Origin of the sequence: Streptomyces sp. TG1A-8 (assembly GCF_030499535.1) — a bacterium.
Classification (GTDB): domain Bacteria; phylum Actinomycetota; class Actinomycetes; order Streptomycetales; family Streptomycetaceae; genus Streptomyces.
On sequence record NZ_JASTLB010000001.1, the window covers coordinates 611838 to 635439 of the forward strand.

The following is a 23602-nucleotide window of genomic DNA, read 5'->3' on the forward strand; positions in this document are numbered from 1 at the left end:
GGGCGGGGGCGGGGGCTACGGCGTGGAGTCGCCCAGGGCCAGGTTGACGAGGGCGTCGACGTCCATCGAGCTGATGGCGTCCTCCTCGGTGCCCGCGGCCCCGGCGCCCCCGGTGGGTCCGGTGGTCCCGGTGCTCCGGGCGCTCCCGGTCGTCCCGCCCGCCCCGGTGGTCTCGGCGAGGGTGAGGACGGCGGTGAGCAGTCCGCTCTCCTTCCAGCGCGAGAGCGGGATCCGCGCGAGTGTGCGCTGCAGGGTCGCCTCGTCCGGGTCGGCCGTGCCCGGTGGCACGTCCTGTGCCGGGTCCGGCGCCGGGAAGAGCTCCTCGTACAGGTGGTCGGCCAGCTCACGGGGTGACGGGTGGTCGAAGACGAGGGTCGCCGGGAGACGCAGTCCGGTGTCGGCGTTCAGCCGGTTGCGGAGTTCGACGGCCGTCAGGGAGTCGAAGCCGACGTCGCGGAAGGACCGGTTCATGTCCACGGGCCGGTCGGCGGGCCTGCCCAGGACGGTGGTGGCACCGTCCCGTACCAGTCGGCGCAGGGCCCGGCGCCGCTCCGTGTCGGAGTGGTCCGCGAGACGCGCCACCAGCCGCGCCCGCGCGTCCCCACCGGAGGCGTCCGGCCTGCCACGGTCGGGGCCGTCGGTGGTGGTGGGCAGGGTGGTCAGCAGGGGGCTGGGCCGGCCACTGGTGAACGCGGGAACGAACCGCTCCCAGTCCACGTCCGCCACCACCACGGCACCCTCACCCCCCGCCAGCACACCCTCCAGCCCCGCCAGCGCACGCCCCGGATCCATCACCCGCAACCCACGACGCTCCAGCTCCACCGCACCCGCAGCCGACACCATCCCCCCACCCGACCACGGACCCCACGCCACCGACACACCCACCAGACCCCGACGACGCCGCTCCAGCACCACCGCGTCCGCAAACGCATTGGCCGCCGCATACGCCCCCTGACCACCACTGCCCCACACACCGGCGATCGACGAGAACACCACGAACACCTCAAGATCCCACCCGGCCGTCAACGCATCCAGATGCACCGCACCCCGCGCCTTCGCCCCCCACACCGACTCCAGATACCCCTCATCCACCCCACCCAAGGGCATCAGGTCCGCAACCCCCGCCACATGAAAGACACCATCCACACGATGCCGGGACAACAACCCCGCCACCTGCTCCCGATCCGCCACATCACACGCCTCGACGAAAACGGAAACGGCACCCAGACGGCGCAGATCGGCAAGGAGCTCGGAAGTGCCGGGAGCATCCGCCCCACGCCGACTGGTCAGCACCAGCTCGGTGGCACCGTGCCCGGCCAGCCAGCGCGCCACACGGGAACCCAGCGCGCCGGTACCCCCGGTGACCAGGACCCTGCGAGGAGCCGTCCAGGACCGGCGGCCGGTGACCGAGGAGGACGACTCCACCGGCTTGAGCCGCCGGGCGTAGACCTGTCCGGAGCGCAGGGCGACCTGGTCCTCGGCACGGGAGGTGATGACGTCGGCCAGTTGCCGCAGGTCGGAGACGTCGGGACGACCGGGCAGATCGACGAGTCCGCCCCAGCGGTCGGGGTGCTCCAGGGCGGCGACCCGCCCCAGTCCCCAGACGGCCGCCTGCTCCGGTCGCAGGGCGTCGGCCGGGTCGCCGACGGCCACGGCGTCCGTCGTCACCCACCAGGAGGGTGCCGTGACCCCGGCGTCGCCGAGGGCCTGCGCGAGCTTGAGCGTCGCCGCGACCGTGCCGGGCAGTGCGAGCACGCCCGCGACGGTCTCGTCGCACACCGCCGCCGCGATGCCGCGGGCCAGCGTGGCACGGTCGGCGTCCGCGGAGCAGGCGAAGGGGAGCACGTCCGTCAGGTGGCGGGCGATCGCCTCCGCCAGGGACGTGTCACCGTCGGGGTGCACCAGCAGCCAGCGCCCCGGCACCCGCGGGGACGACGTGACCGCGACCGGTTCCCAGGCCACGCGGTAGCGCCAGCCGTCCGTCTCCGACCGCTCGACACGCTCCCTGCGCCAGTCGGCGAGGGCCGGCACGACCTTGTCGAGCACAGCCTCGTCGACGTCGAGGGCGCGGGCCAGGTCCTGAGTGTCCTGCCGCTCCACCAATTCCCAGAACGCGGCGTCCTCCGCACCGGCGGTCTGCGCGGTGGGCCTGGTCCGCGGCCAGAACGCGGTGCGCTGGAACGCGTAGGTGGGCAGGTCGGCCTCGTGGGCGCTCCGGCCCACCCACGCCGACCAGTCGACCGGAACCCCGGCCACGTGCGCGGCCGCGACGAGACCGGTCAGGCTGTCCACTCCGTCACGGTCCTTGCGGAGGGCGGAGACGAAGAGGGTGTGGGAGTCGTCCTCGACGCAGGTGCGGGCCAGGGCGGTGAGGGTGGCGTCGGGCCCCAGTTCCAGGAACCGGCTCACCCCTTCCGCCGCCAGGGCGCGCACGCCGTCGGCGAAACGCACGGCTTCGCGCACATGGCGCACCCAGTACTCCGCCGTGACCAACTCACCACCCACCGCCAACCGCCCGGTGACGTTGGAGACCACCGGCAAGGACGGAGCCCGGTAGGAAACCTGCTCCGCCACCGCACGGAACTCCTCCAGCATCGGCTCCATCAACGGCGAATGGAAAGCATGACTGACCCGCAACCGCGTGGTGCGATGACCAGCGCCGGCCAGAGCCCGGGCCACCTCGGCCACGGCCTCCTCGACACCAGCGATCACCACCGCACGCGGACCATTGACCGCCGCGAGCGACACCACACCCGCACGACCCTCCAGCAGCGCCAGCACCTCCCCCTCGGAGGCCTCCACCGCCACCATCACACCACCGGCCGGCAACGCCTCCATCAACCGACCACGCGCCACCACCAAACGACAGGCATCCTCCAACGAGAACACCCCCGCCACATACGCCGCCACGATCTCACCGACCGAATGACCCGCCAGGAAATCCGCCCGCACCCCCCACGACTCCACCAACCGAAACAGAGCCACCTCAACAGCGAAAAGAGCCGGCTGCGCCCACCGCGTCCGATCCAACCGCCCCCCGTCATCCCCGACATCCCCGAAAACAACCCCCCGCAACTCCTCCCCCACACACGAACACACCGCATCGAACGCCTCCGCGAACACCGGAAACGCCTCATACAACTCCCGGCCCATCCCCACACGCTGAGAACCCTGACCGGAGAACAACAACGCCGTTTTGCCCTCCCCGGCCCTGCCCACCACCGCCCGGGCAGCCCCCTCACCCCGCGCCACGGCCCCAAGAGCGGCCAGCAACTCGGCACGCCCACGCCCCCACACCACCGCACGGTCCTCGAACACCGCACGCGAGGACACCAAAGCCCCCGCCACCTCACGAACACCCACACCGGGCTCGGAACGGACGAAATCCAGCAAACGCCCCGCCTGCGCACGCAACGCATCCACCCCCCGACCCGACACCACCCACGGCACAACCGGCAACTCGGTGGTGGACTCGGTCTCTTCGGCGGCCTCACGCTCAGGAGCCTGTTCCAAGATGACGTGGGCGTTGGTGCCGCTCAGGCCGAAGGAGGACACACCCGCCCGCCACGGCCGGTCCACCTCCGGCCAGGCCCGCTGCCCGGTCAGCAGCCGCACCCCGCCCGAGGACCAGTCCACATGCGAGGACGGCTCATCCACGTGCAACGTCGCCGGCAGCACACCATGCCGCAACGCCAACACCATCTTGATCACACCGGCCACACCCGCAGCGGCCTGCGTGTGCCCGATGTTCGACTTCACCGACCCCAGCCACAACGGCCGCCCCGCAGGACGCCCCCGGCCATAAGTGGCCAGCAACGCCTGCGCCTCGATCGGATCACCAAGGACGGTACCCGTGCCATGCGCCTCCACCACGTCCACACCGTCCGGCTCCAGCCCCGCACTCGCCAACGCGGCCCGGATCACCCGCTGCTGAGAGGGACCGTTGGGCGCCGTCAGCCCATTGGACGCACCGTCCTGATTGACCGCACTACCCCGCACCACCGCCAGGACACGGTGCCCGTTGCGGCGGGCGTCCGAAAGCCGCTCCACCACCAAGACACCGACACCCTCACCCCAACCCGTGCCATCAGCACCCTCCGCGAACGCCTTGCACCGCCCGTCCGACGCCAGACCACCCTGACGCGAGAACTCCACGAACGCGGCGGGAGTGGACATCACCGTCACACCGGCGACGAGGGCCATCGAACACTCGCCCGAACCAAGGGCGCGGGCGGCCCAGTGCAGTGCCACCAGGGAGGACGAGCAGGCCGTGTCGACCGTGACCGCCGGACCTTCGAGGCCCAGCACGTACGACACCCGGCCCGACACCACACTCGCCGCGTTCCCGGTCCCGACGTACCCCCCGAAGTCACCCTCGGAGACGTTCAGCAACGCCGGGTAGTCCTGGCCGTTGGTGCCGGTGAAGACACCGGTGCGGGTGCCGCGCAGGGACCGTGGGTCCAGCCCGGCCCGCTCCACCGCCTCCCACGACGCCTCCAGCAACAACCGCTGCTGCGGATCCATCGCCAACGCCTCACGCGGCGACACACCGAAGAACTCCGCATCGAAGCCGGCCACGTCACGGAGGAAAGCACCGTGCGTGGTGCCGGTCCCGCCCGGCCGGTCCGGTGCGTGCCGCAGCGTCTGGAGGTCGAAGGCGTCCCAGCCACGGTCCGTGGGGAGGTCTCCGATGGCGTCCTCACCGCGTAGGAGCAGCTCCCACAGGGCTTCGGGGCTGTCCGCGCCGCCGGGGAAGCGGCAGCTCATGCCGATGATCGCGACGGGGTCGTCGGCGAGGTCCGCCGCGGTTCCCCGCCAGGTGCTGGCCGGGGTCGCGGTCGCCTGCGCCGTTCGGGGTGCCGTGGCCCGCACGAGGTGGTCGATCACGGCCGACGGGGTCGGATGGTCGAACACCAGGGTGGCGGGCAGGGCCAGTCCGGTGGCCCGGGTGAGGGCGTTGCGCAGTTCCAGTGAGGTGAGGGAGTCCAGGCCGAGTCCGCTGAACGGGGCTTCGAGGTCCACCGGTGTGCCCGGTGCGTGCCTGAGGACGGTGGTGAGCGAGGTGCGTACGAGCTCGGTCAGGACGGCACGCCGCCGGGGCTCCGGCAGCTCCGGCAGTGCGCCGGATCCCTGGGGGGCGGAGGCGCCCGCGGTGACGGGCGTGGCCCTGCGCAGTGCCGGAAGGCCGGTGAGCGAACGCAGGAGCGGGGGCAGGCGCTCGGTGTCGCGGCGCAGGGCACGCCGGTCCAGGAGGAGGGGGATCGGGGTGGTGCCGGTGTGCGCCAGGCAGCGGTCGAAGAGGGCCAGTGCCTCGCGGGTGGGCAGGGCGCCCAGGCCGCTGCGCGCGGCCCGGTCCCGGGCGGTGCCGCCCGCTCGCCGGGTCATGGCGCTGTCCTCGTCCCACAGGCTCCAGGCGATGGCCAGTGCCGGCAGGCCCTCTGCGCGCAGGCGGGCGGCGAAGGCGTCGAGGAAGGCGTTGGCGGCGACGTAGTTGCCCTGGCCCGAGGCGCCGAAGGCGGCTGCCGCGGAGGAGAACAGGACGAAGGCCGAGAGGTCGTGGTCGCGGGTGAGTTCGCGCAGGTTGACCGCCGCGTCGGCCTTGGGGCGCAGGACGGAGGCCAGGCGGTCGGGGGTCAGGGAGGTGAGGACGCCGTCGTCGAGTACGCCGGCGGCGTGCACCACGGCGCCCAGCGGGTGCTGCTCCGGGATGCCGCGGATCACCTCCGCGAGGGCGGTCCGGTCGGCGGCGTCGCAGCTCACGGTCCGGACGTGGGCGCCGGAGGCGGTGAGTTCGGCCGTCAGCCCGGCGACGCCCGGGGCGTCGGGGCCGCGCCGGGTCACGAGGAGGAGGTGGCGCACGCCGTGCTCGGCCACGAGGTGGCGCACGAGGGCGGTGCCCACCGTGCCGGTGGCACCGGTGACCAGGACGGTGCGCCGCGGGTCGAAGGCGAGCGCCGGTTCCGCAGCGGCTTCGGTCGCGCGTTCGAGGCGTGGGGCGAGGAGGACGCCCGCGCGGAGGACGAGGTCGTCGTGGCCGCGGCGCGCGGCCTCGGTGACGGTTTCGGGAGCGGGGTCCTCGTCGGTGTCCAGGAGGAGGATGCGTCCCGGGTTCTCGGACTGGGCGGTCCTGATCAGGCCGCGGACCGCCGCCGTCGGCAGGTCGGTGACGGTTTCACCGTCGGTCGCCGCGACGGCGCCCCGGGTGAGGACGAGCAGGCGCGAGGTCGCGGAGCGCGGGTCCGCCAGCCAGTGCTGGAGCACGGCCAGGGCGTGCGCGGTGGCCGTGTGCACGGCGGCGGCCAGGTCCGTGCCGGCCACCGGGTCCGCACCGGTGGCCGGGGTGTGCCAGGGCAGGACGACGAGTTCGGGGTGCGGGGCGCCCGCGGCGGGGCCCCGCAGGATGTCCCCGGGGCCGGTGAGGACGGCGGTGGTGGCGGGTACCGGGTGCACGGCGGGACCGGCCGGTGCCCAGGCGACGGTGTAGAGGTCGCCGGAGTGGCGCCTGCTCGCCGGGACGGTGTCGTCGCCGGACGCGGGCGGCAGCAGGCGGACGGTGCGCGCGGTCAGCACGGGGGCTCCGGCACCGTCCAGGAGGCGCAGCGCGGCCTCGTCCCCGTCGCCCGGCCGGACGTGGATGCGGACGGATTCCGCGTCGTTCGCGTGCAGGGTGAGGCCGGACCAGGCGACCGGCTGGCCGGCGTGCCGGCCGGTGGCGGCGGCCACCGCGGTCAGGGCGCCGTCGAGCAGGGCGGGGTGGAGGGCGAACCGGGCCGCGTCCGGCGTCTGGCCCTCCGCCAGGGCCGCCTCGGCCAGGACGTCGTCGCCGAGTCGCCAGGCGGCGGTGAGTACGCGCGGCGGCTGTTCCGCCGCTCCACGCAGGTCCGCCTGCCCGTACAGCGCGTCGAGGTCGAGCGGTGTCGCGCCGGCCGGTGGCCAACTGGCGTCGGCAGCCGCGGCCGGGGCGGCGTCCGGGTCGTGGCCGGTGTCGTCGGTGAGGGTGCCGTGCGCATGGCGGACCCAGGGCCGGTCGAGGCCTTCACCGTCGTCGTCGGGGTCGTAGGGGCGGGCGTGGAGGGAGAACGTCCACCGACCGCTCTGCCCGGTGGCCTCGGCGACGGTCTGGATCTCGACCGCGTCCGTCTCCGGCAACAGCAGCGGACGGTCGACGTGCAGGGCGCTGAGGTGACGGGCGCCCAGCGTGCGGCCGGTGTGGAGCGCGAGGTCGGTGAGCACGGAGGCGGCCACCAGGCCGTCGTCGCTCGCGGCGAGGCCGGTCAGCCACGGCTGGGCGCGCCGGGAGAGCCGCCCGGTGGCGACGACCGCCGTGGACGCGGCCAGGGCGATGCCCGCCGAGAGCACCGGGTGGCCGCGGCGGTGACCGGAGCGGTCCGTGGGCGGGTCCAGCCAGTAGCGGTGCCGCTGGAAGGCGTAGGTCGGCAGGTCGACCAGCTCGTGTTCGCCGGATACCAGCGCGCCCCAGTCGACGTCGGTGCCGTCGGTGTACAGCTCCGCGAGCGCGGTCAGGGCCGTCAGCGGCTCGTTGCGGTCCTTGCGGAGGGCGGAGACGAAGAGGGTGTGGGAGTCGTCCTCGACGCAGGTGCGGGCCAGGGCGGTGAGGGTGGCGTCGGGCCCCAGTTCCAGGAACCGGCTCACCCCTTCCGCCGCCAGGGCGCGCACGCCGTCGGCGAAACGCACGGCTTCGCGCACATGGCGCACCCAGTACTCCGCCGTGACCAACTCACCACCCACCGCCAACCGCCCGGTGACGTTGGAGACCACCGGCAAGGACGGAGCCCGGTAGGAAACCTGCTCCGCCACCGCACGGAACTCCTCCAGCATCGGCTCCATCAACGGCGAATGGAAAGCATGACTGACCCGCAACCGCGTGGTGCGATGACCAGCGCCGGCCAGAGCCCGGGCCACCTCGGCCACGGCCTCCTCGACACCAGCGATCACCACCGCACGCGGACCATTGACCGCCGCGAGCGACACCACACCCGCACGACCCTCCAGCAGCGCCAGCACCTCCCCCTCGGAGGCCTCCACCGCCACCATCACACCACCGGCCGGCAACGCCTCCATCAACCGACCACGCGCCACCACCAAACGACAGGCATCCTCCAACGAGAACACCCCCGCCACATACGCCGCCACGATCTCACCGACCGAATGACCCGCCAGGAAATCCGCCCGCACCCCCCACGACTCCACCAACCGAAACAGAGCCACCTCAACAGCGAAAAGAGCCGGCTGCGCCCACCGCGTCCGATCCAACCGCCCCCCGTCATCCCCGACATCCCCGAAAACAACCCCCCGCAACTCCTCCCCCACACACGAACACACCGCATCGAACGCCTCCGCGAACACCGGAAACGCCTCATACAACTCCCGGCCCATCCCCACACGCTGAGAACCCTGACCGGAGAACAACAACGCGGTGCGCCGGCCGCGCCGTGCGGTGTTCACCGCGACGTTGGCGGCCTGCTCGCCGGCGGCCAGGGCCTTCAGGCCGCTGACGAGGGTGTCGCGGCTCTCGCCGAGGACGACGGCCCGGTGCTCGAACCGGGAGCGGCGGGTGGCGAGGGTGTGGGCGATGGCCTGGTCGTCCTCGGCGGGGCGGCTGCCGAGGTGGGTGAGCAGGGCGCGGGCCTGCTCGCGCAGGGCGTCGGCCGTGCGGGCCGACAGCGTCCAGGGCAGGACGGGCGGCACGCCGGGCACGGCCGTCACGACGGGGGTGTCCCGCTCGGTCGCGGCCGGTTCCGCGGCCGGGTCGTCGGCGGGCGGTGCCGGTTCGGCGGGCGGTGCTTCCTCCAGGATGACGTGGGCGTTGGTGCCGCTGACGCCGAACGCGGAGACGCCGGCGCGGCGGGGCCGGTCGCCGTGCGGCCACTCCACGGGCCGGACGAGCAGGCGGACGTCGCCCTCGCTCCAGTCGACCTTGGTGGTGGGCGCGTCGACGTGCAGGGTGCGGGGCAGGCGGCCGTGGCGCAGTGCCTGGACCATCTTGATGACGCCGCCGACGCCGGCGGCGGCCTGGGTGTGGCCGATGTTCGACTTCAGGGAGCCCAGCCACAGCGGGCGGCCGGACGGCCGGTCCTGGCCGTAGGTGGCGAGCAGGGCCTGGGCCTCGATGGGGTCGCCGAGGACGGTGCCGGTGCCGTGCGCCTCCACGGCGTCCACGTCGGCCGGGGAGAGCCCGGCGGCGGCGAGGGCGGAGCGGATGACCCGCTGCTGGGCGGGGCCGTTGGGGGCGGTCAGGCCGCTGCTGGCACCGTCCTGGTTGACGGCGGAGCCGCGGACGACGGCGAGGACCCGGTGGCCGTTGCGCCGGGCGTCGGACAGGCGCTCCAGCAGGAGCATGCCGACGCCTTCGCCCCAGCCCGTGCCGTCGGTGGCGTCGGCGAAGGACTTGCACCGGCCGTCGGGGGCGAGTCCGCGCTGCCGCGCGAACTCCAGGAAGGTGACCGGGGTCGACATGAAGGCGACGCCGCCGGCCAGGGCGAGGTCGCACTCGCCGCCGCGCAGTGCCTGGACGGCGAGGTGGAGGGCGACCAGGGAGGAGGAGCACGCGGTGTCGACGGTGACCGCGGGGCCCTCGAAGCCGAAGGTGTAGGAGATGCGGCCGGAGGCGATGCTTCCGGCGCTGCCGTTGCCGAGGTGGCCGTCGAGTCCCGCCGGCGGCTCGGGGAAGCGGGTGGCGTAGTCGTTGTACATGACGCCGGCGAACACGCCGGTGGCGCTGCCCCGCAGGTCGGCCGGGCGCAGCCCGGCCCGTTCGAGGGCCTCCCACACCACTTCCAGCAGCAGGCGCTGCTGGGGGTCGGTGGCCAGGGCCTCGCGGGGTGACATGCCGAAGAACGACGCGTCGAAGTCGGCGGCGTCGTAGAGGAATCCGCCTTCGCGGGTGTAGCAGGTGCCCGGGCGGGAGGGATCGGGGTCGTAGAGCGTCTCCAGGTCCCAGCCGCGGTCGGCGGGGAAGCCCGCGATGCCGTCGGTGCCGGTGTCGACGAGGTCCCACAGTTCCTCGGGGGTGCGCACCCCGCCGGGGTAGCGGCAGCTCATGGAGACGATGGCGATGGGCTCCCTGGCCCGGGCCTCGACCTGGCGCAGCCGGGTGCGCGTGCGCTGCAGGTCGGCCGAGACACGGGTCAGGAACTCGCGAAGCCTGTCCTCGCTCACGGATCGGTCTCCCTTCGAGGGCGGGCCCGGGCCTGGGGCCTGTCCGGCGGGGCACGGGGGCGGGGGTGGCCCCGGCGCTCCCCGAGGGGGCACCGGGGCCGGGGGCGGAGGGCCTCCGTCCCCGGTGCCCTCCTGGGGACGGAGGCCCTTGACGCTCCCGGGTTCAGGGCTCGTCCCCGCGCCGATTATGGGCAGCGGGGTGGCCACCGGCGGGGGCGGGCGGTGCGGGTCTAAGTGAACTTCTAGCGTTGGCAGCGGCGGTGACCTCGCCTTTCGCCCCGCGGGGCGGTCCGCGCCGGGTGTCCTTCGCCGGTGGCCGGGGTCAGGCCGCGGGAACCGGGTCCAGGGCGCCGGACGGAATGGCGGGCAGCAGGCCCTGCTCCGCGGAGCGGGTCAGCAGCGTGTGCACGGCGTGCAGGCCCTCCTCGCCGAGGTCGGCGGTGAAGTGGTTGACGTACAGGCCGATGTGCTGGTCGATGACGTCGGCGTCCATTTCCTGCGCGTGCCGCCGCACGTAGGAGCGGCACAGGCCCGGTGCGGCCCACGCGGCGCGGACGGAGTCGCGGGCGGCCCGGGCCAGCCGGGCGACGTTCGCGTCGCCCAGGGCGCGGCGGGCGACGATGGCTCCGAGGGGAATGGGCAGGCCCGTCTGCTTCTCCCACTCCTCGCCCATGTCAGCGAGGCGGTGCAGGGCGAAGCGCTGGTAGGTGAAGCGGGCCTCGTGGATGACGAGTCCGGCGTCCACGCGGCGGTCGCGGACGGCGGGCATGATCTCCTCGAACGGCAGGACGACGACGTCGCCGACGCCGCCGGGCACGGCGCGGGCGGCCCACAGCCGGAAAAGCAGGTAGGCGGTGGACGTGGTGCTGGGCACGGCGATCCGTGCTCCGGCCAGGGCGGCCGGTGCGACCGGGTCGGCGGTCAGCACGAGGGGGCCGCAGCCGCGCCCGAGAGCACCGCCGGCCGGGAGCAGGGCGTACTGGTCGAGGATGTGCGGCAGGACGCCGTAGGAGACCTTGAGGACGTCGAGTTCGCCGCGCCGGGCCTGGCCGTTGGTGACGTCGATGTCGGCGAGGGTGACCTCCACCTCGGGTGCGTCGGGCAGCAGTCCGTGCGTCCAGGCGTGGAAGACGAACGTGTCGTTCGGGCAGGGAGAGTGCGCCAGGCTGAGCGGTGCCGTCATCGGTGATCGCGTCCTTCGTCCGGGTGCGGATCGGTTCTGGTGCGGTGAGCCCTCAGCAAAGCCGTTGCGGGTATGGGGTTTTCCCCAGACTGCCGTCCGCGAAGATGAGGACGCCCCCACCGGCGCGGCGTCGATGTCCGCGTCCGGCAACCGTGGTGGCCGTGGTGCCCGGATCGTTGGCCGGGTGCCGCGGACGCCCGGCCGAGCGGACGACTGCTGCGGAGTCGTCCGGGTGCCGCAGCTGTTCCGTCCGGCCGTCCCCGGACGGAACGGCCGGCCCAGGGCCGGCGGCACCGTTGTCCGGGGTCCGCTGACGCGCACTGCTCCGTGCTGCGTGATCAGGATTCGCTACCTGTGCCGCCAGGCACCGACCGAGGAGGTTCCCGGCCATGGACGCTGGGCTCAAGCGCGAGCTGGAGGAGAAGGTCCGCTCCGGTGAGCGGCTGTCCCGCGAGGACGGCATCGCCCTGTACGAGTCGGACGACCTGGCGTGGCTGGGCGGCCTCGCGCACGAGGTGCGCACCCGCAAGAACGGCGACGTGGTGCACTTCAACGTCAACCGGCACCTGAACATGACCAACGTGTGCACGGCCTCCTGCGCCTACTGCTCCTTCCAGCGCAAGCCGGGGGAGGCCGACGCGTACACCATGCGCATCGAGGAGGCCGTCAAGCTCGCCAAGGCGATGGAGAACGAGCACCTCTCGGAGCTGCACATCGTCAACGGGCTGCACCCGAACCTGCCGTGGCGCTACTACCCGCGTTCCCTGCGCGAGCTGAAGAAGGCGCTGCCGAACGTCTCCCTGAAGGCGTTCACCGCCACCGAGATCCACCACTTCGAGACCATCTCCGGGCTGAGCGCGTCGGAGATCCTGGACGAGTTGATCGACGCGGGCCTGGAGTCGCTGACCGGCGGCGGCGCGGAGATCTTCGACTGGGAGGTCCGCCAGCACATCGTGGACCACCGCACCCACTGGGAGGACTGGTCCCGCATCCACCGCCTGGCGCACGAGAAGGGCCTGAGGACCCCGTGCACCATGCTCTACGGCCACATCGAGGAGCCCCGCCACCGCGTGGACCACGTGCTGCGGCTGCGTGAGCTGCAGGACGAGACGGGCGGCTTCCAGGTCTTCATCCCGCTGCGCTACCAGCACGACTTCGTGGACATGAAGGACGGCAAGGTCCGCAACCGGCTCCAGGCCCGCACCCGGATGGCGACCGGCGCGGAGGCGCTGAAGACGTTCGCGGTCTCGCGCCTGCTGTTCGACAACGTCCCGCACGTGAAGGTGTTCTGGGTGATGCACGGCGTGCGGACCGCCCAGCTCGCCCTCCAGCACGGCGCCGACGACATGGACGGCTCGGTCGTGGAGTACAAGATCACCCACGACGCCGACAACTACGGCACCCCGAACAAGCTGACCCGCGAGGACCTGCTCGACCTCATCCGCGACGCCGGCTTCCGCCCGGTCGAGCGCAACACCCGCTACGAGATCATCCGCGAGTACGACGGCCCCGACCCCCTGCGCCGCGAATCGCCGCAGCCCATGCGGGTCTGACCCGTCCGCGGACGGGCCGGCCGGGCCGTCCGCTTCCGCCCATGGCGCACCATGACCAAGACGACACTGCCAGGCAGGTGTGAATGTCCCCGCAGACGACGAACGAGCAGGACCTGGAAGTCTGGATCGACCAGGACCTGTGCACGGGCGACGGGATCTGCGCCCAGTACGCCCCCGAGGTCTTCGAGCTGGACATCGACGGGCTCGCCTACGTGAAGGACGGGCAGGACGAGCTGCTCCAGGAGCCCGGCGCGACGACCAGGATCCCGCTGACCCTGCTCGGCGACGTGGTCGACTCGGCCAAGGAGTGTCCCGGCGAGTGCATCCACGTCCGGCGGGTCGCCGACCAGGTCGAGGTGTACGGCCCCGACGCCGAGGACGACTGACGGCCCGCAGCCCGAGACGTGGGGCGCCCCGGTTTCCCCCACCGGGGCGCCCCGCCTCCTCCGCATCCCCGTTCCCGGCCGCCGCGCGGGACCGGATGCGTCGACCCACCGGAAGGACACGCACGTTCCATGAGCACCGCCCCCTCCACCGACCTGTGGATCCGCAGGTTCCGGCCCGCACCGGAAGCCGCCGAGCAGCTGGTGTGCTTCCCGCACGCCGGCGGGTCGGCCACCTTCTACCTGCCGGTCGCGGCCGCTCTCAGCCCCCGTGTCGACGTGCTCGCGGTCCAGTACCCCGGCCGTCAGGACCGCAGGAACGAACCGGGGCCGGCCTCCGTCGCGGACCTCGCCGACCGGATCACCGACGCCCTGGCCGCCTGGGACGACCGGCCCCTGACCTTCTTCGGCCACAGCATGGGAGCCCTGGTCGCGTTCGAGGTGGCGCTGCGGATGGAGCGGGCCGGGACCGGACCGGTGCGGCTGTTCGCCTCCGGCCGCCGCGCCCCCTCCCGGACCCGGGACGAGAAGGTGCACACCCTCGACGACGACGGCGTGGTCGCCGAGCTGCGCGCCCTGGCCGGCACCGACACCCAGTTCCTGGAGGACGAGGAGCTGCTGCGCATGGTGCTGCCCGCCATCCGCAGCGACTACCGGGCCGTGGAGACCTACCGCTGCGCGCCGGGCGCGGCGGTGAGCTGCCCGATCACCGTCCTGACCGGGGACGCCGATCCCAAGACGTCGCTGGACGAGGCCGGGGACTGGGAGAAGCACACCAGCGCGCAGGCCGACGTGCGGGTCTTCCCCGGCGGCCACTTCTTCCTCTCCGAGCGCCCCGCCGAGGTGCTCGCCGTCCTCAACGGCCACTTCGACGCCGCGGCGGCCCGCCGCGGCTGACGCCCGCGTGCCCTCCCCGCCCCTCTCGCCCCGCCCGCCGACCTCCCCCTCCCCCGCCTCTCTCCTCCGACCCGTCCGGGAGCTGTGCACCGATGACCGAGCAACCCGTCCAGGAGACCGGTCCGTCACCGCGGGTCCGGCGGCGCCGGCCCCGGGTCGGCCACATCCAGTTCCTCAACTGCCTCCCCCTGTTCTGGGGCCTGGCTCGCACCGGCAGCCTGCTCGACCTGGACCTGCGCACCGACACCCCGGACGGGCTGAACGACGCGCTGGCCGCCGGGGACCTCGACATCGGGCCGATCAGCCTGGTCGAGTTCCTACGGCACGCGGACGACCTCGTGGCGCTGCCCGACATCGCCGTCGGCAGCGACGGGGACGTCATGTCCTGCCTGATCGTCAGCCAGGTGCCGCTGGAGGAGCTGGACGGACAGCCGGTCGCCCTCGGCTCGACCAGCCGCACCTCGGTGCGGCTGGCCCAGCTGCTGCTGGCCGAACGGATCGGCGTCACACCCCGCTACCACGTCTGCCCGCCCGACCTGCGCACCATGATGACCGGGGCGCGGGCGGCGGTGGTCATCGGCGACGCCGCCCTGCGCGCCGCGCTGCACGAGGCGCCCCGGATGGGCCTGCAGGTGCACGACCTCGGCCGGATGTGGAAGGACTGGACCGGACTGCCGTTCGTGTTCGCGGTGTTCGCCGCGCGGCGCGACTTCCTCACCCGGGAACCCGACCTGGTGCACCGCGTCCACGCCGATCTGCTGGCCTCGCGCGACCTGTCGCTGTCGGAGGTGGCCAAGGTGTGCGAACAGGCCTCCCAGTGGGAGGAGTTCGACGCCGCGACGCTGGAGCGCTACTACACGACGGCTCTCGACTTCCGCCTCGGCTCCGAACAACTGGCCGGAATAGCGGAGTTCGCGCGCCGGGTGGGCGGCGAGGCCGAGGGGTTCCCGCCCGACGTGCAGGTCCGGCTGCTCACCCCGTCCCCCGTATGACCTCGCTCCCATCCGCTAAGACCGGAAAGGCCGGCACCATGCCCCCAACCCCGCAGCCCGAACCCGCTTCCACCGACATCGCAGCCGTGCTCGAGCGAGCGGCGGCGGGCGGACGCATCACGCCCGAGGAGGCGCTCGTCCTGTACCGCGACGCCCCGCTGCACGCGCTGGGCGCCGCGGCGGACGCCGTGCGGCGCCGCAGGTACGCGGGTAGCGAGCACATCGCGACGTACATCATCGAGCGGAACATCAACTACACGAACGTGTGTGTCACGGCGTGCCGGTTCTGTGCCTTCTACGCGGCTCCGAAGGACACGGAGAAGGGCTGGACCCGCGACCTGGAGGACATCCTGCGCCGGTGCGCGGAGACGGTCGAGCTGGGCGGCACGCAGATCATGTTCCAGGGCGGTCACCACCCGGACTACGGGGTGGAGTACTACGAGGAGCACTTCTCGGCGATCAAGAAGGAGTTCCCGCAGCTCGTCATCCACAGTCTGGGGGCGAGCGAGGTGGAGCACATGGCCCGGATCAGCAAGGTGCCGGTGGAGGAGGCGATCGCGCGCATCCACGCGGCCGGTCTGGACTCCTTCGCGGGGGCGGGTGCCGAGCTGCTGCCGGAGCGTCCGCGCAAGGCGATCGCGCCGCTGAAGGAGTCCGGCGAGCGGTGGCTGGAGATCATGGAGACCGCCCACCGCCTGGGGGTGGAGTCCACCACGACGATGCTGATGGGCACGGGGGAGACGAACGCCGAGCGCATCGAGCACCTGCGGATGATCCGGGACGTGCAGGACCGCACGGGTGGTTTCCGCGCGTTCATTCCGTACACGTACCAGCCGGAGAACAACCACCTGAAGGGCCGTACGCAGGCGACGCTGTTCGAGTACCTGCGGATGATCGCGATCGCCCGCCTGTTCCTGGACAACGTCCCGCACATCCAGGGCTCGTGGCTGACCACGGGCAAGGAGGTCGGCCAGCTCTCGCTGCACTACGGCGCCGACGACCTCGGCTCCGTCATGCTGGAGGAGAACGTGGTCTCCTCCGCCGGCGCCAGGCACCGCTCCAACCTCCTGGAGCTGATCGCCCTGATCCGGGCCGCCGGCCGCGTCCCGGCGCAGCGCTCCACGACGTACGAGCACCTCGTCGTCCACGAGGACCCGGCCGACGACCCCGTCGACGACCGCGTGGTCTCCCACGTCTCCTCCACGGCGATCGCCGGCGGCACGGCCCACCCCGAGCTGAAGCTGATCGCCGCCACCTGAGCCGGTCGTGCGCCCGGCATCCCGCCTGTCACAGCCGGGCGCACGGCTCCCTCCCCGTCCCACCCCGGGACACCCCACGCACCACACACGGACGGAGAAGCCCATGGCGGGCGCCATTCACGCCAGCGGCCTGGTGAAGAGCTACGGCGAGGTCCGGGCCGTCGACGGCATCGACCTCGACGTTCCGGAAGGCAGCGTGCTGGGCCTGCTCGGGCCCAACGGGGCGGGCAAGACCACCACGGTGCGGCTGCTCACCACGCTGGTGCGCCCCGACGCGGGCACCGCGACCGTCGCCGGCCACGACGTGGTGCGCGCCCCCGACCTGGTCCGGCTGTCGATCGGGCTCTCGGGCCAGTTCGCCGCCGTGGACGACCGGCTGACGGGCCGCGAGAACCTGCGCATGATCGGCGAGCTGTACGGGCTGCGCAGCCGCCCGGCGCGCCTGCGGGCGAATGAGCTGCTGGACCGGTTCGACCTGACGGCGGCGGCCGACCGGAGCGCGGGCACCTACTCGGGAGGCATGAAGCGCCGCCTGGACCTGGCCTGCGCATTGGTCGTGCGCCCCTCGGTGATGTTCCTGGACGAACCGTCCGTCGGGCTGGACCCGACGAGCCGGCTCATGCTGTGGGACGCCATCGAGGACCTGGTGGAGCAGGGCACCACGCTGCTGCTGACCACCCAGTACCTGGAGGAGGCGGACCGCCTCGCCCGGGACATCGCGGTGGTCGACCGGGGCCGGATCATCGCCCGCGGCACCCCGCGCGACCTGAAGACCCAGGCCGGCGGCCAACGGGTGGAGGTGGTGGTGGCCCGGCCGGAGCACCTGCAGGCCGCGGCCGCGCTGCTGGCCCGCTTCGCCTCCCGGAAACCCGAGGTGGACCGGCCCCGCTCGACGGTGTCCGCGCCGGTGGACGGAGGCGTGCGCCTGCTGACCGAGGTGGTCGCCGCGCTGGACGCCGAGGGCGTGGAGATCACCGACATAGCACTGCGCCGTCCCACGCTGGACGAGGTCTTCCTCGCCCTCACCGACGACAGCCCGGACCGCCCCCGCGAGACCGGGCGCGCCACGGTCGGCGCCGGCGCGCCGGGCGAGAAGGAGTGATGACCGTGTCGGCAGCGGCACCGACCGTGCCCGACCTGAAGCCCGGGACGGCCGCCAAGGCCGTGCGCGACGTCGTGGTGGTGACCCGGCGGAACGTGGTCAGGATGATGCGGATCCCGGAGGTGCTCATCCTGAGCCTGGTGCAGCCCGTGGTGTTCGTGCTGCTCTTCGCCTACCTCTTCGCGGGCTCGTTCAGCCTGCCCGGCGCCCACGGGCCCGCCGCGTACCGCGAGTTCATGATGCCGGGGTTCTTCGCCCAGACGATCGCGTTCGCCACGGCCAGCAACAGCAGCGTCAGCATGGCCAACGACGTCAAGGACGGCATGGTGGACCGCTTCCGGTCCCTGCCGATGGCGCGCGGCGCGCTGCTGACCGGCCGCACGCTGGCGGACCTGGTGCAGAACTGCGCCGTGATCGTCGTGATGATCGCGTGCGCGCTGCTGGTCGGCTGGCGCGTGCACCACGGACTGCCGCGCGCCGCCGCCGCGTTCGCGCTGCTGCTGCTCATGGGGTACGCGCTGTCGTGGGTGGGTGTCGTCATCGGCCTGGCGGTCAGGGCTCCGGAGGCGGCGGCGACCTCCAACTTCCTGTGGCTGTTCCCGCTGACGTTCCTGTCGAACGCGTTCGTGGCGCCGTCGACGCTGCCGACCGTGCTGCGGTGGGCGGCCGAGTGGAATCCGCTCAGCGCGACCGTGCAGGCGGCGCGGGGGCTGTTCGGCAACCCGGGTGTGGCCGCCACGGGCGCCTGGCCCGCGCAGCATCCGGTGCTGGTGTCGGCCGTGTGGTCGGTGGTCATCGCGCTGGTGTGCCGGACGCTGGCGGTGCGCCGGTACTCGGCGGGGAAGTGAGGGACGGTCGCATGAGTGCCGACACCGCGTTCCGCGCGGACCTGATCCGCCCGCTGCACGAGCTGCTGGCCGGGCACGCCGCCCGGCAGCCCGACCGGGTCGCGTTCAAGGACGCCCGCCGCGCGGTCACCTACGCCGAGCTGGACCGCCGCACCGCCCGGGTGGCCGGCCACCTGGTGGGCCTGGGCCTCGACCGCGGGGCGTGCGCGGTGATCCACCTGGAGAACCGGGTGGAGATGGTGGAGGCCTACCTCGCCATCACCCGCGCGAGCGCGGTCGGGGTGCCGGTCAACCCGCGCTCGACGGACGTCGAACTCGGTTTCCTGCTCGACGACTGCGCGGCCCGGCTCGTGGTCACCTCGGCCGCCCAGCTGCCGCAGGTGCGCCGGGTGCTGGCCGACCGGCCGGGCGTCGCCGTCGTCCTGGTGGGCGACGGCCCGGACACCGGCCCCGGCGACGGGCGGGACGCGGGCGAGGAACTGCCCCGCTGGGAGGTCCTGGCCTCCACCTGGTCGCTGCGCGACCCGCCCCGCGACGACCTCCGGCTCGACGAGCCGGCCTGGATGCTGTACACGTCCGGGACGACCGGGCGCCCCAAGGGCGTCGTGTCCACGCAGCGCGGTTCCCTGTGGGCGACCGCCGCATGCAACGCCCCGCTGCTGGGGCTGTCGGCGCGGGACACGGTGGTGTGGCCCATGCCGCTGTTCCACGCGGTCGCGCACAACATCGGCGTGCTCGGCGTGCTCGCGGTCGGCGCCACCGCCCGCATCACCGACGGGCTCGCCGCGGAGGAGATCCTGCGCCTGGCGCACGAGGAGGCGGCCACCTTCCTGGTCGGTGTGCCGACCCTGTACCACCAGATGGTCGACCTGGCGCGGTCCGGAGCCGTGCAGGCACCGCCGCTGCGCGTGTGCATGGTGGCCGGCTCCTCCTGCCCCCAGTCCCTGCACGAGGCGTTCCGGGCCGCCTTCGGCATCCCGCTGCTGGACAGCTACGGCTCGACCGAGACCGGCGGGGCGATCACCACCAACCTGCCCGAGGGCCCGTACGTGCCCGGTTCCTGCGGGGTGCCGCTGCCCGGCCTGACGCTGCGGCTGGTCGACCCCCGGACGCGCGCCGAGGCCGAGCCGGGCGGGGAGGGCGAGGTGTGGGTCTCCAGCCCGGCCCTGATGCTCGGCTACCACCAGCGGCCGCGGGAGACGGCCGAGGTGCTGTCCGACGGCTGGTACCGCACCGGGGACCTCGCCCGCCAGGACGCCGACGGCTACGTGACGATCACCGGCCGGCTGAAGGAACTCATCATCCGCGGCGGCGAGAACATCCACCCCGGCGAGGTCGAGCGGGCCCTGGCCGCGGCGCCGGGCGTCGCGGACGCCGCCGTCGCGGGCAAGCCGCACCCCTCGCTCGGCGAGGTGCCGGTGGCCTACCTGGTCCCCGGCCCGGACGGCGTGGACGTCGAGGCGGTGCTGGCCGTGTGCCGGCAGCGGCTGTCGGCGTTCAAGCTGCCGGAGGAGATCCACGAGATCGCGGAGGTGCCCCGCAACCCGGCCGGCAAGGTGGCCCGCAAGCGGCTGGCCGGCCTGCCCGCCCGGCTGCTGTGGCGCAGGTCCCGCGAGGTGGCGGCCGCCGCGGCGGGCAGTGGTGCCGGCGCCGCCGGCCTGGGCCTGACCGACGGCGGGCACCCGCTGCTGACGGCGGCCGTGGAACTGCCGGAGCGGGACGAGACGGTGTGGACGGGCCGGGTGACGGCGCGCGAGGGCGATCCCTCCCTGCTGCACCGGGACGGCGGCGGCGTCCTGACCGGCTCGGCGCTGCTGGAGATGGTGCTGCACGCCGCGGACCGGGCGGGTTGTGCGCGGGTCGCCGAGCTGACGGTGACCCGGCCGCTGGTGCTGCCGGAGGACGGCGGGGTGCAGCTGCGGGTGAGCGTGGGCGCCGCGGACGCCGACGGGACGAGGCCCGTGGCCGTGCACGGCCGCCGCGACGCGCGCGGCGCGGCCGGCCGCCCCTGGACACGGCACGCGCACGGCCGGCTCGCCCCCGAGCCGGTGCCGGACGGCGGCTGGCGGCCGCAGGTGTGGCCACCCCGGGACGCCGAGCAGGTGCCCGCTCCCGCCGCCGGGGGCGCCCACCGCACGCCGCAGGGTCTCTGGCGGCGCGGTGCGGAGGTGTTCGCGGAGGTCGTGCTGCCCGGCCGGACGGTCACCGAGGACGCCTTCGGGCTGCATCCGGCACTGCTGGAGGGCGCCTTGTCCCCCCAGGTGCGCGGGGCGGCCGGTGACCCGGAGGGCACCGGCCCGGACGCCGCCGGCTCCGACGCGGTGCCGGTCCGCTGGCAGGACGTGTCCCTGTACGCCGTGGGCGCCCGCGTGCTGCGGGTGCGGCTGTGCCCGGCCGGGGACGGGGCGTGGAGCCTCGATGCGGTGGACGGTGCCGGGGACCCGGTGCTGACCGCCCGGGCCGCCGGCTGCGCACCGCTGCTGGAGCGGACCGCGCTCGCGGCGGCGTCGGCGGCGCAGCAGGACGGGTTGTTCGAGCAGGTGTGGGAGACGGCGGAGCTGCCGGGGCTGCCCGCGCGGCCGGACCGGTGGGCGGTCGTGGGACCGGACGGGGTGCGCGCGCGGGCCGGGCTGATGTCGGCCGGCCGGTACAGCGAGACGCATCCCGACCTGCCGTCCCTGCTGGGCGCCGTGGAGCAGGGTGCGCCGGTGCCGGACGTGGTGGTCGTCTCCTGCGCCGGTGCCGGCCAGGACGCGGACGAGGCCGCCGCGGTGCGCTCCTGGATCGGCCGGGCACTGGGGTGGGTCCGGCTGTGGGCGGACCCGCGGTTCGCCGACAGCCGACTGGTCGTGGTCACCCGGGACGCCGTCGCGGCCGGGGACGACGGTGTGCCGGAGCCGTGCGCCGCGGCCGTGTGGGCGCTGATCGGCGCCGCGCAGGACCGCGCGCCGGGACGGTTCGCGCTGCTGGACACCGACGGCTCGAAACGGTCCTGGCGGCGGGCGCAGGACGCGGTCGCCTCCGGGGAGCCCCGGCTGGCGCTGCGGGGCGGCCGGACGCTCCGCCCCGGCGCCGCGCGGCCGGCGGCGGTCACGGTGGCGCCGCCGGCGCCGGGCCGGTGCGCGTTGTTCGCGGGCCGTGAGGAGCCGACGGCGGCCGAGCGGTTCGTGACGGCCGCCGGGCCGGCCGGGCCGCTGCTGGCGGGTCCGTTCGCCAAGAACGCCGCCGACCGGATGCCCGAGGGCGCCTTCGCCGACCCCCTGCCCTGGGACCCGATGGATCCGGTGGCCTGCGTGCGGCCCCTCCTGGACGGAGGGACGGACACGATCGTGTTCGCCGCGTCCGTGCGGTCCGAGGCGACGGCGGCCGGCGCGCAGGCGGACGTGGACGCGGCGTTGCGCCCGGTGGTCGATCCGGCGCTGGAGCTGGGTCGGCTCGCCGCAGGACGGGGTGTCCCCCGCGTCGTGTTCGCGGCGCCCTCCCCCCGGGAGGCCGGGCTGGCCGACGCGGCGGTGGGCGCGGTCCTCGACGTGTGCGCGCGCCGCCTGCGCGCGGCCGGCGTGTCCGCCGTGACCGTGCACGGGCCCGCCGCGGCGACCGGGGAGGCGGTGGACCTGTTCGCCGCCGCCGTGTCCGGCGGCGCGGTGTCGGTGACGGCCGAGCGGCCCGACCTGGCCGTGGCGCCCCACGGTGCCCTGTCCGCGACGGCCGCGCTGCTGCGCGGTCTGCTCCCGGGCGTCGCGCGGCGTCCCGCGCGCGACGCCCTCGCCGATCCGTCCGGACTGCGCCACCGGCTGGCGGAGCTGTCCGGTGCCGAGCAGGACGAGACGCTGCTGCGGCTGGTGCGCGGGCACCTGGCCACCGCGCTGGGCCGCCCGGGAGCCGCACGGGTCCCGGCCGACGGGGAGATACGGGACCTGGGGTTCGACTCGCTGACCGCGCTGACCGCCCGCAACGCGCTGCAGGCGGCGACCGGGCTGGACCTGCCCGCCTCGGTGGTGTTCGACCACGCGACGCCGGCCGGTCTGGCCCGTCGTCTGAAGAAGGAACTGCTCGCCGGCTGAGGCGGGCTGCGCGCCGGGTGGCGCGGCACCCGTCCGGTGCCGCGCCACCCGGCACCGTCATGACCAGGAGGAGGAGCGGATGCGTGTCGAGAACGTGCACATCGAGTCCCTGGGCGTGGTGCTGCCCGAGTGGGCCAGTGCCGAACAGGCGGTGGCCGAGGGCCGCCTGGACGCCGAGGTCCAGGCCGCGAACGGGCTGACCGGCGCCCATGTGGCCGGGGAGGTGCCGGCGATGGACATGGCGGTGGCGGCGGCCAGGATCGCCCTGGACCGCTCGAAGACCGACCCGGAGGACCTGGGCGCCCACATCCACAGCGCGGTCCACTACCAGGCCCCGGAGGGCGCCTACCCGCCCGGTTACATCCTGCGCGAACTCGGCCTGGGCCGGCTGCCGGCCCTGTACCTGCAGCAGGGCTGCGACGGCATGCTCAGCGCCCTGGAGGTGGCGGTCGGCAAGCTCACCGGGGCGGCGGAGGCCGGGACGGTGCTGCTGACGACGGCGGAGAACTTCGCCTCCCCCACGATGGACCGCTGGAAGGGCTTCGGGCAGGCGTACATCCTCGGCGACGGGGCCGCGGCGGCGCTGGTCAGCGACGCGGGCGGGTTCGCGGCGGTGCGCTCCCTGAACTCCGGGGTGCTGCCCGAGCTGGAGCAGTGGCACCGCGGGGACGGCCCGCTGCTGCTGCGGGAGGGCGGGGCGCAGACGGTGGACATGGCCGAGCGGGCGCAGCGGTTCACCGACAGGGAGATGCCCCTGTCGGAGACCATGGAGAAGCTGACCCTGTTCGACCTGGAGATCATCCAGCGGTCGCTGGTGGACGCGGACCTCAACGCCGCCGACCTGGCGAAGGTCGTCCCGATCAACATGGACGGCCGCATGATCGAGTACTCGATCATGATGCCGCTGGGACTGCCGATGAGCCGGTGCAGCTGGGACTTCGGCCGGGCGGTGGGGCACGTCGGCGGGGCCGACGTCTTCATCACGCTCGAACACCTGGTCCGCACACGCGAGGTGGGTCCCGGCGACCACGTCCTGCTGGTGTCCCAGGGGCCCGGCTGGCTGTGCAGCGCGGCGGTGGTGACCGTCACCGAGGTGCCGCACTGGGCGGAGTGAGCCGGCCGGCGCCCACCCGCGGACGTGC

The 23602-nt window shown here is 74.0% G+C and carries 11 protein-coding genes; 9 read left to right on the top strand and 2 right to left on the bottom strand.

Annotated elements, in window-relative coordinates; genetic code table 11:
* Positions 1-15 precede the first annotated feature (15 nt).
* Positions 16-10179: a type I polyketide synthase gene (locus QQY24_RS02750; protein WP_301971051.1), complete on the bottom strand. Its 10164-nt coding sequence runs from the start codon at positions 10177-10179 to the stop codon at positions 16-18.
* A gap of 322 nt (positions 10180-10501) precedes the next feature.
* Positions 10502-11362, bottom strand: a complete 861-nt coding sequence (locus tag QQY24_RS02755; protein ID WP_301971052.1) for a 1,4-dihydroxy-6-naphthoate synthase — start codon at positions 11360-11362, stop codon at positions 10502-10504.
* A 389-nt stretch (positions 11363-11751) separates the two neighbouring features.
* On the opposite strand from QQY24_RS02755, the gene mqnE reads away from it, so the two are divergent.
* From mqnE to QQY24_RS02800, 9 genes are all read left to right on the top strand, one after another.
* The gene (gene mqnE / locus QQY24_RS02760; RefSeq protein ID WP_301971053.1) at positions 11752-12915 is read left to right on the top strand and encodes an aminofutalosine synthase MqnE; all 1164 of its coding nucleotides are present in this window, start codon (positions 11752-11754) and stop codon (positions 12913-12915) included.
* Between the two features lie 83 nt (positions 12916-12998).
* On the top strand, positions 12999-13301 hold the full coding sequence (locus QQY24_RS02765) for a ferredoxin (protein WP_301971054.1): 303 nt from the start codon (positions 12999-13001) through the stop codon (positions 13299-13301).
* 129 nt (positions 13302-13430) lie between these two features.
* Positions 13431-14195, top strand: a complete 765-nt coding sequence (locus tag QQY24_RS02770) for a thioesterase II family protein (RefSeq protein ID WP_301971055.1) — start codon at positions 13431-13433, stop codon at positions 14193-14195.
* 92 nt (positions 14196-14287) lie between these two features.
* Entirely contained in the window at positions 14288-15187 is a 900-nt protein-coding gene (locus tag QQY24_RS02775; RefSeq protein WP_301971056.1) for a menaquinone biosynthetic enzyme MqnA/MqnD family protein, read from the top strand.
* 38 nt (positions 15188-15225) lie between these two features.
* Complete coding sequence (mqnC, locus tag QQY24_RS02780) at positions 15226-16446, top strand: cyclic dehypoxanthinyl futalosine synthase (protein WP_301971057.1); 1221 nt, start codon at positions 15226-15228, stop codon at positions 16444-16446.
* Between the two features lie 103 nt (positions 16447-16549).
* Positions 16550-17548: an ATP-binding cassette domain-containing protein gene (locus QQY24_RS02785; RefSeq protein WP_301971058.1), complete on the top strand. Its 999-nt coding sequence runs from the start codon at positions 16550-16552 to the stop codon at positions 17546-17548.
* The gene (locus QQY24_RS02790; RefSeq protein WP_301971059.1) at positions 17548-18396 is read left to right on the top strand and encodes an ABC transporter permease; all 849 of its coding nucleotides are present in this window, start codon (positions 17548-17550) and stop codon (positions 18394-18396) included. Before QQY24_RS02785 ends, QQY24_RS02790 begins: the two co-directional genes overlap by 1 nt.
* 11 nt (positions 18397-18407) lie before the next feature.
* A complete protein-coding gene (locus QQY24_RS02795) occupies positions 18408-22460 on the top strand; it encodes an AMP-binding protein (protein WP_301971060.1) in 4053 nt (1350 codons plus the stop codon).
* Positions 22461-22539: 79 nt separating this feature from the next.
* On the top strand, positions 22540-23574 hold the full coding sequence (locus QQY24_RS02800) for a ketoacyl-ACP synthase III family protein (protein ID WP_301971061.1): 1035 nt from the start codon (positions 22540-22542) through the stop codon (positions 23572-23574).
* Positions 23575-23602: the final 28 nt, after the last annotated feature.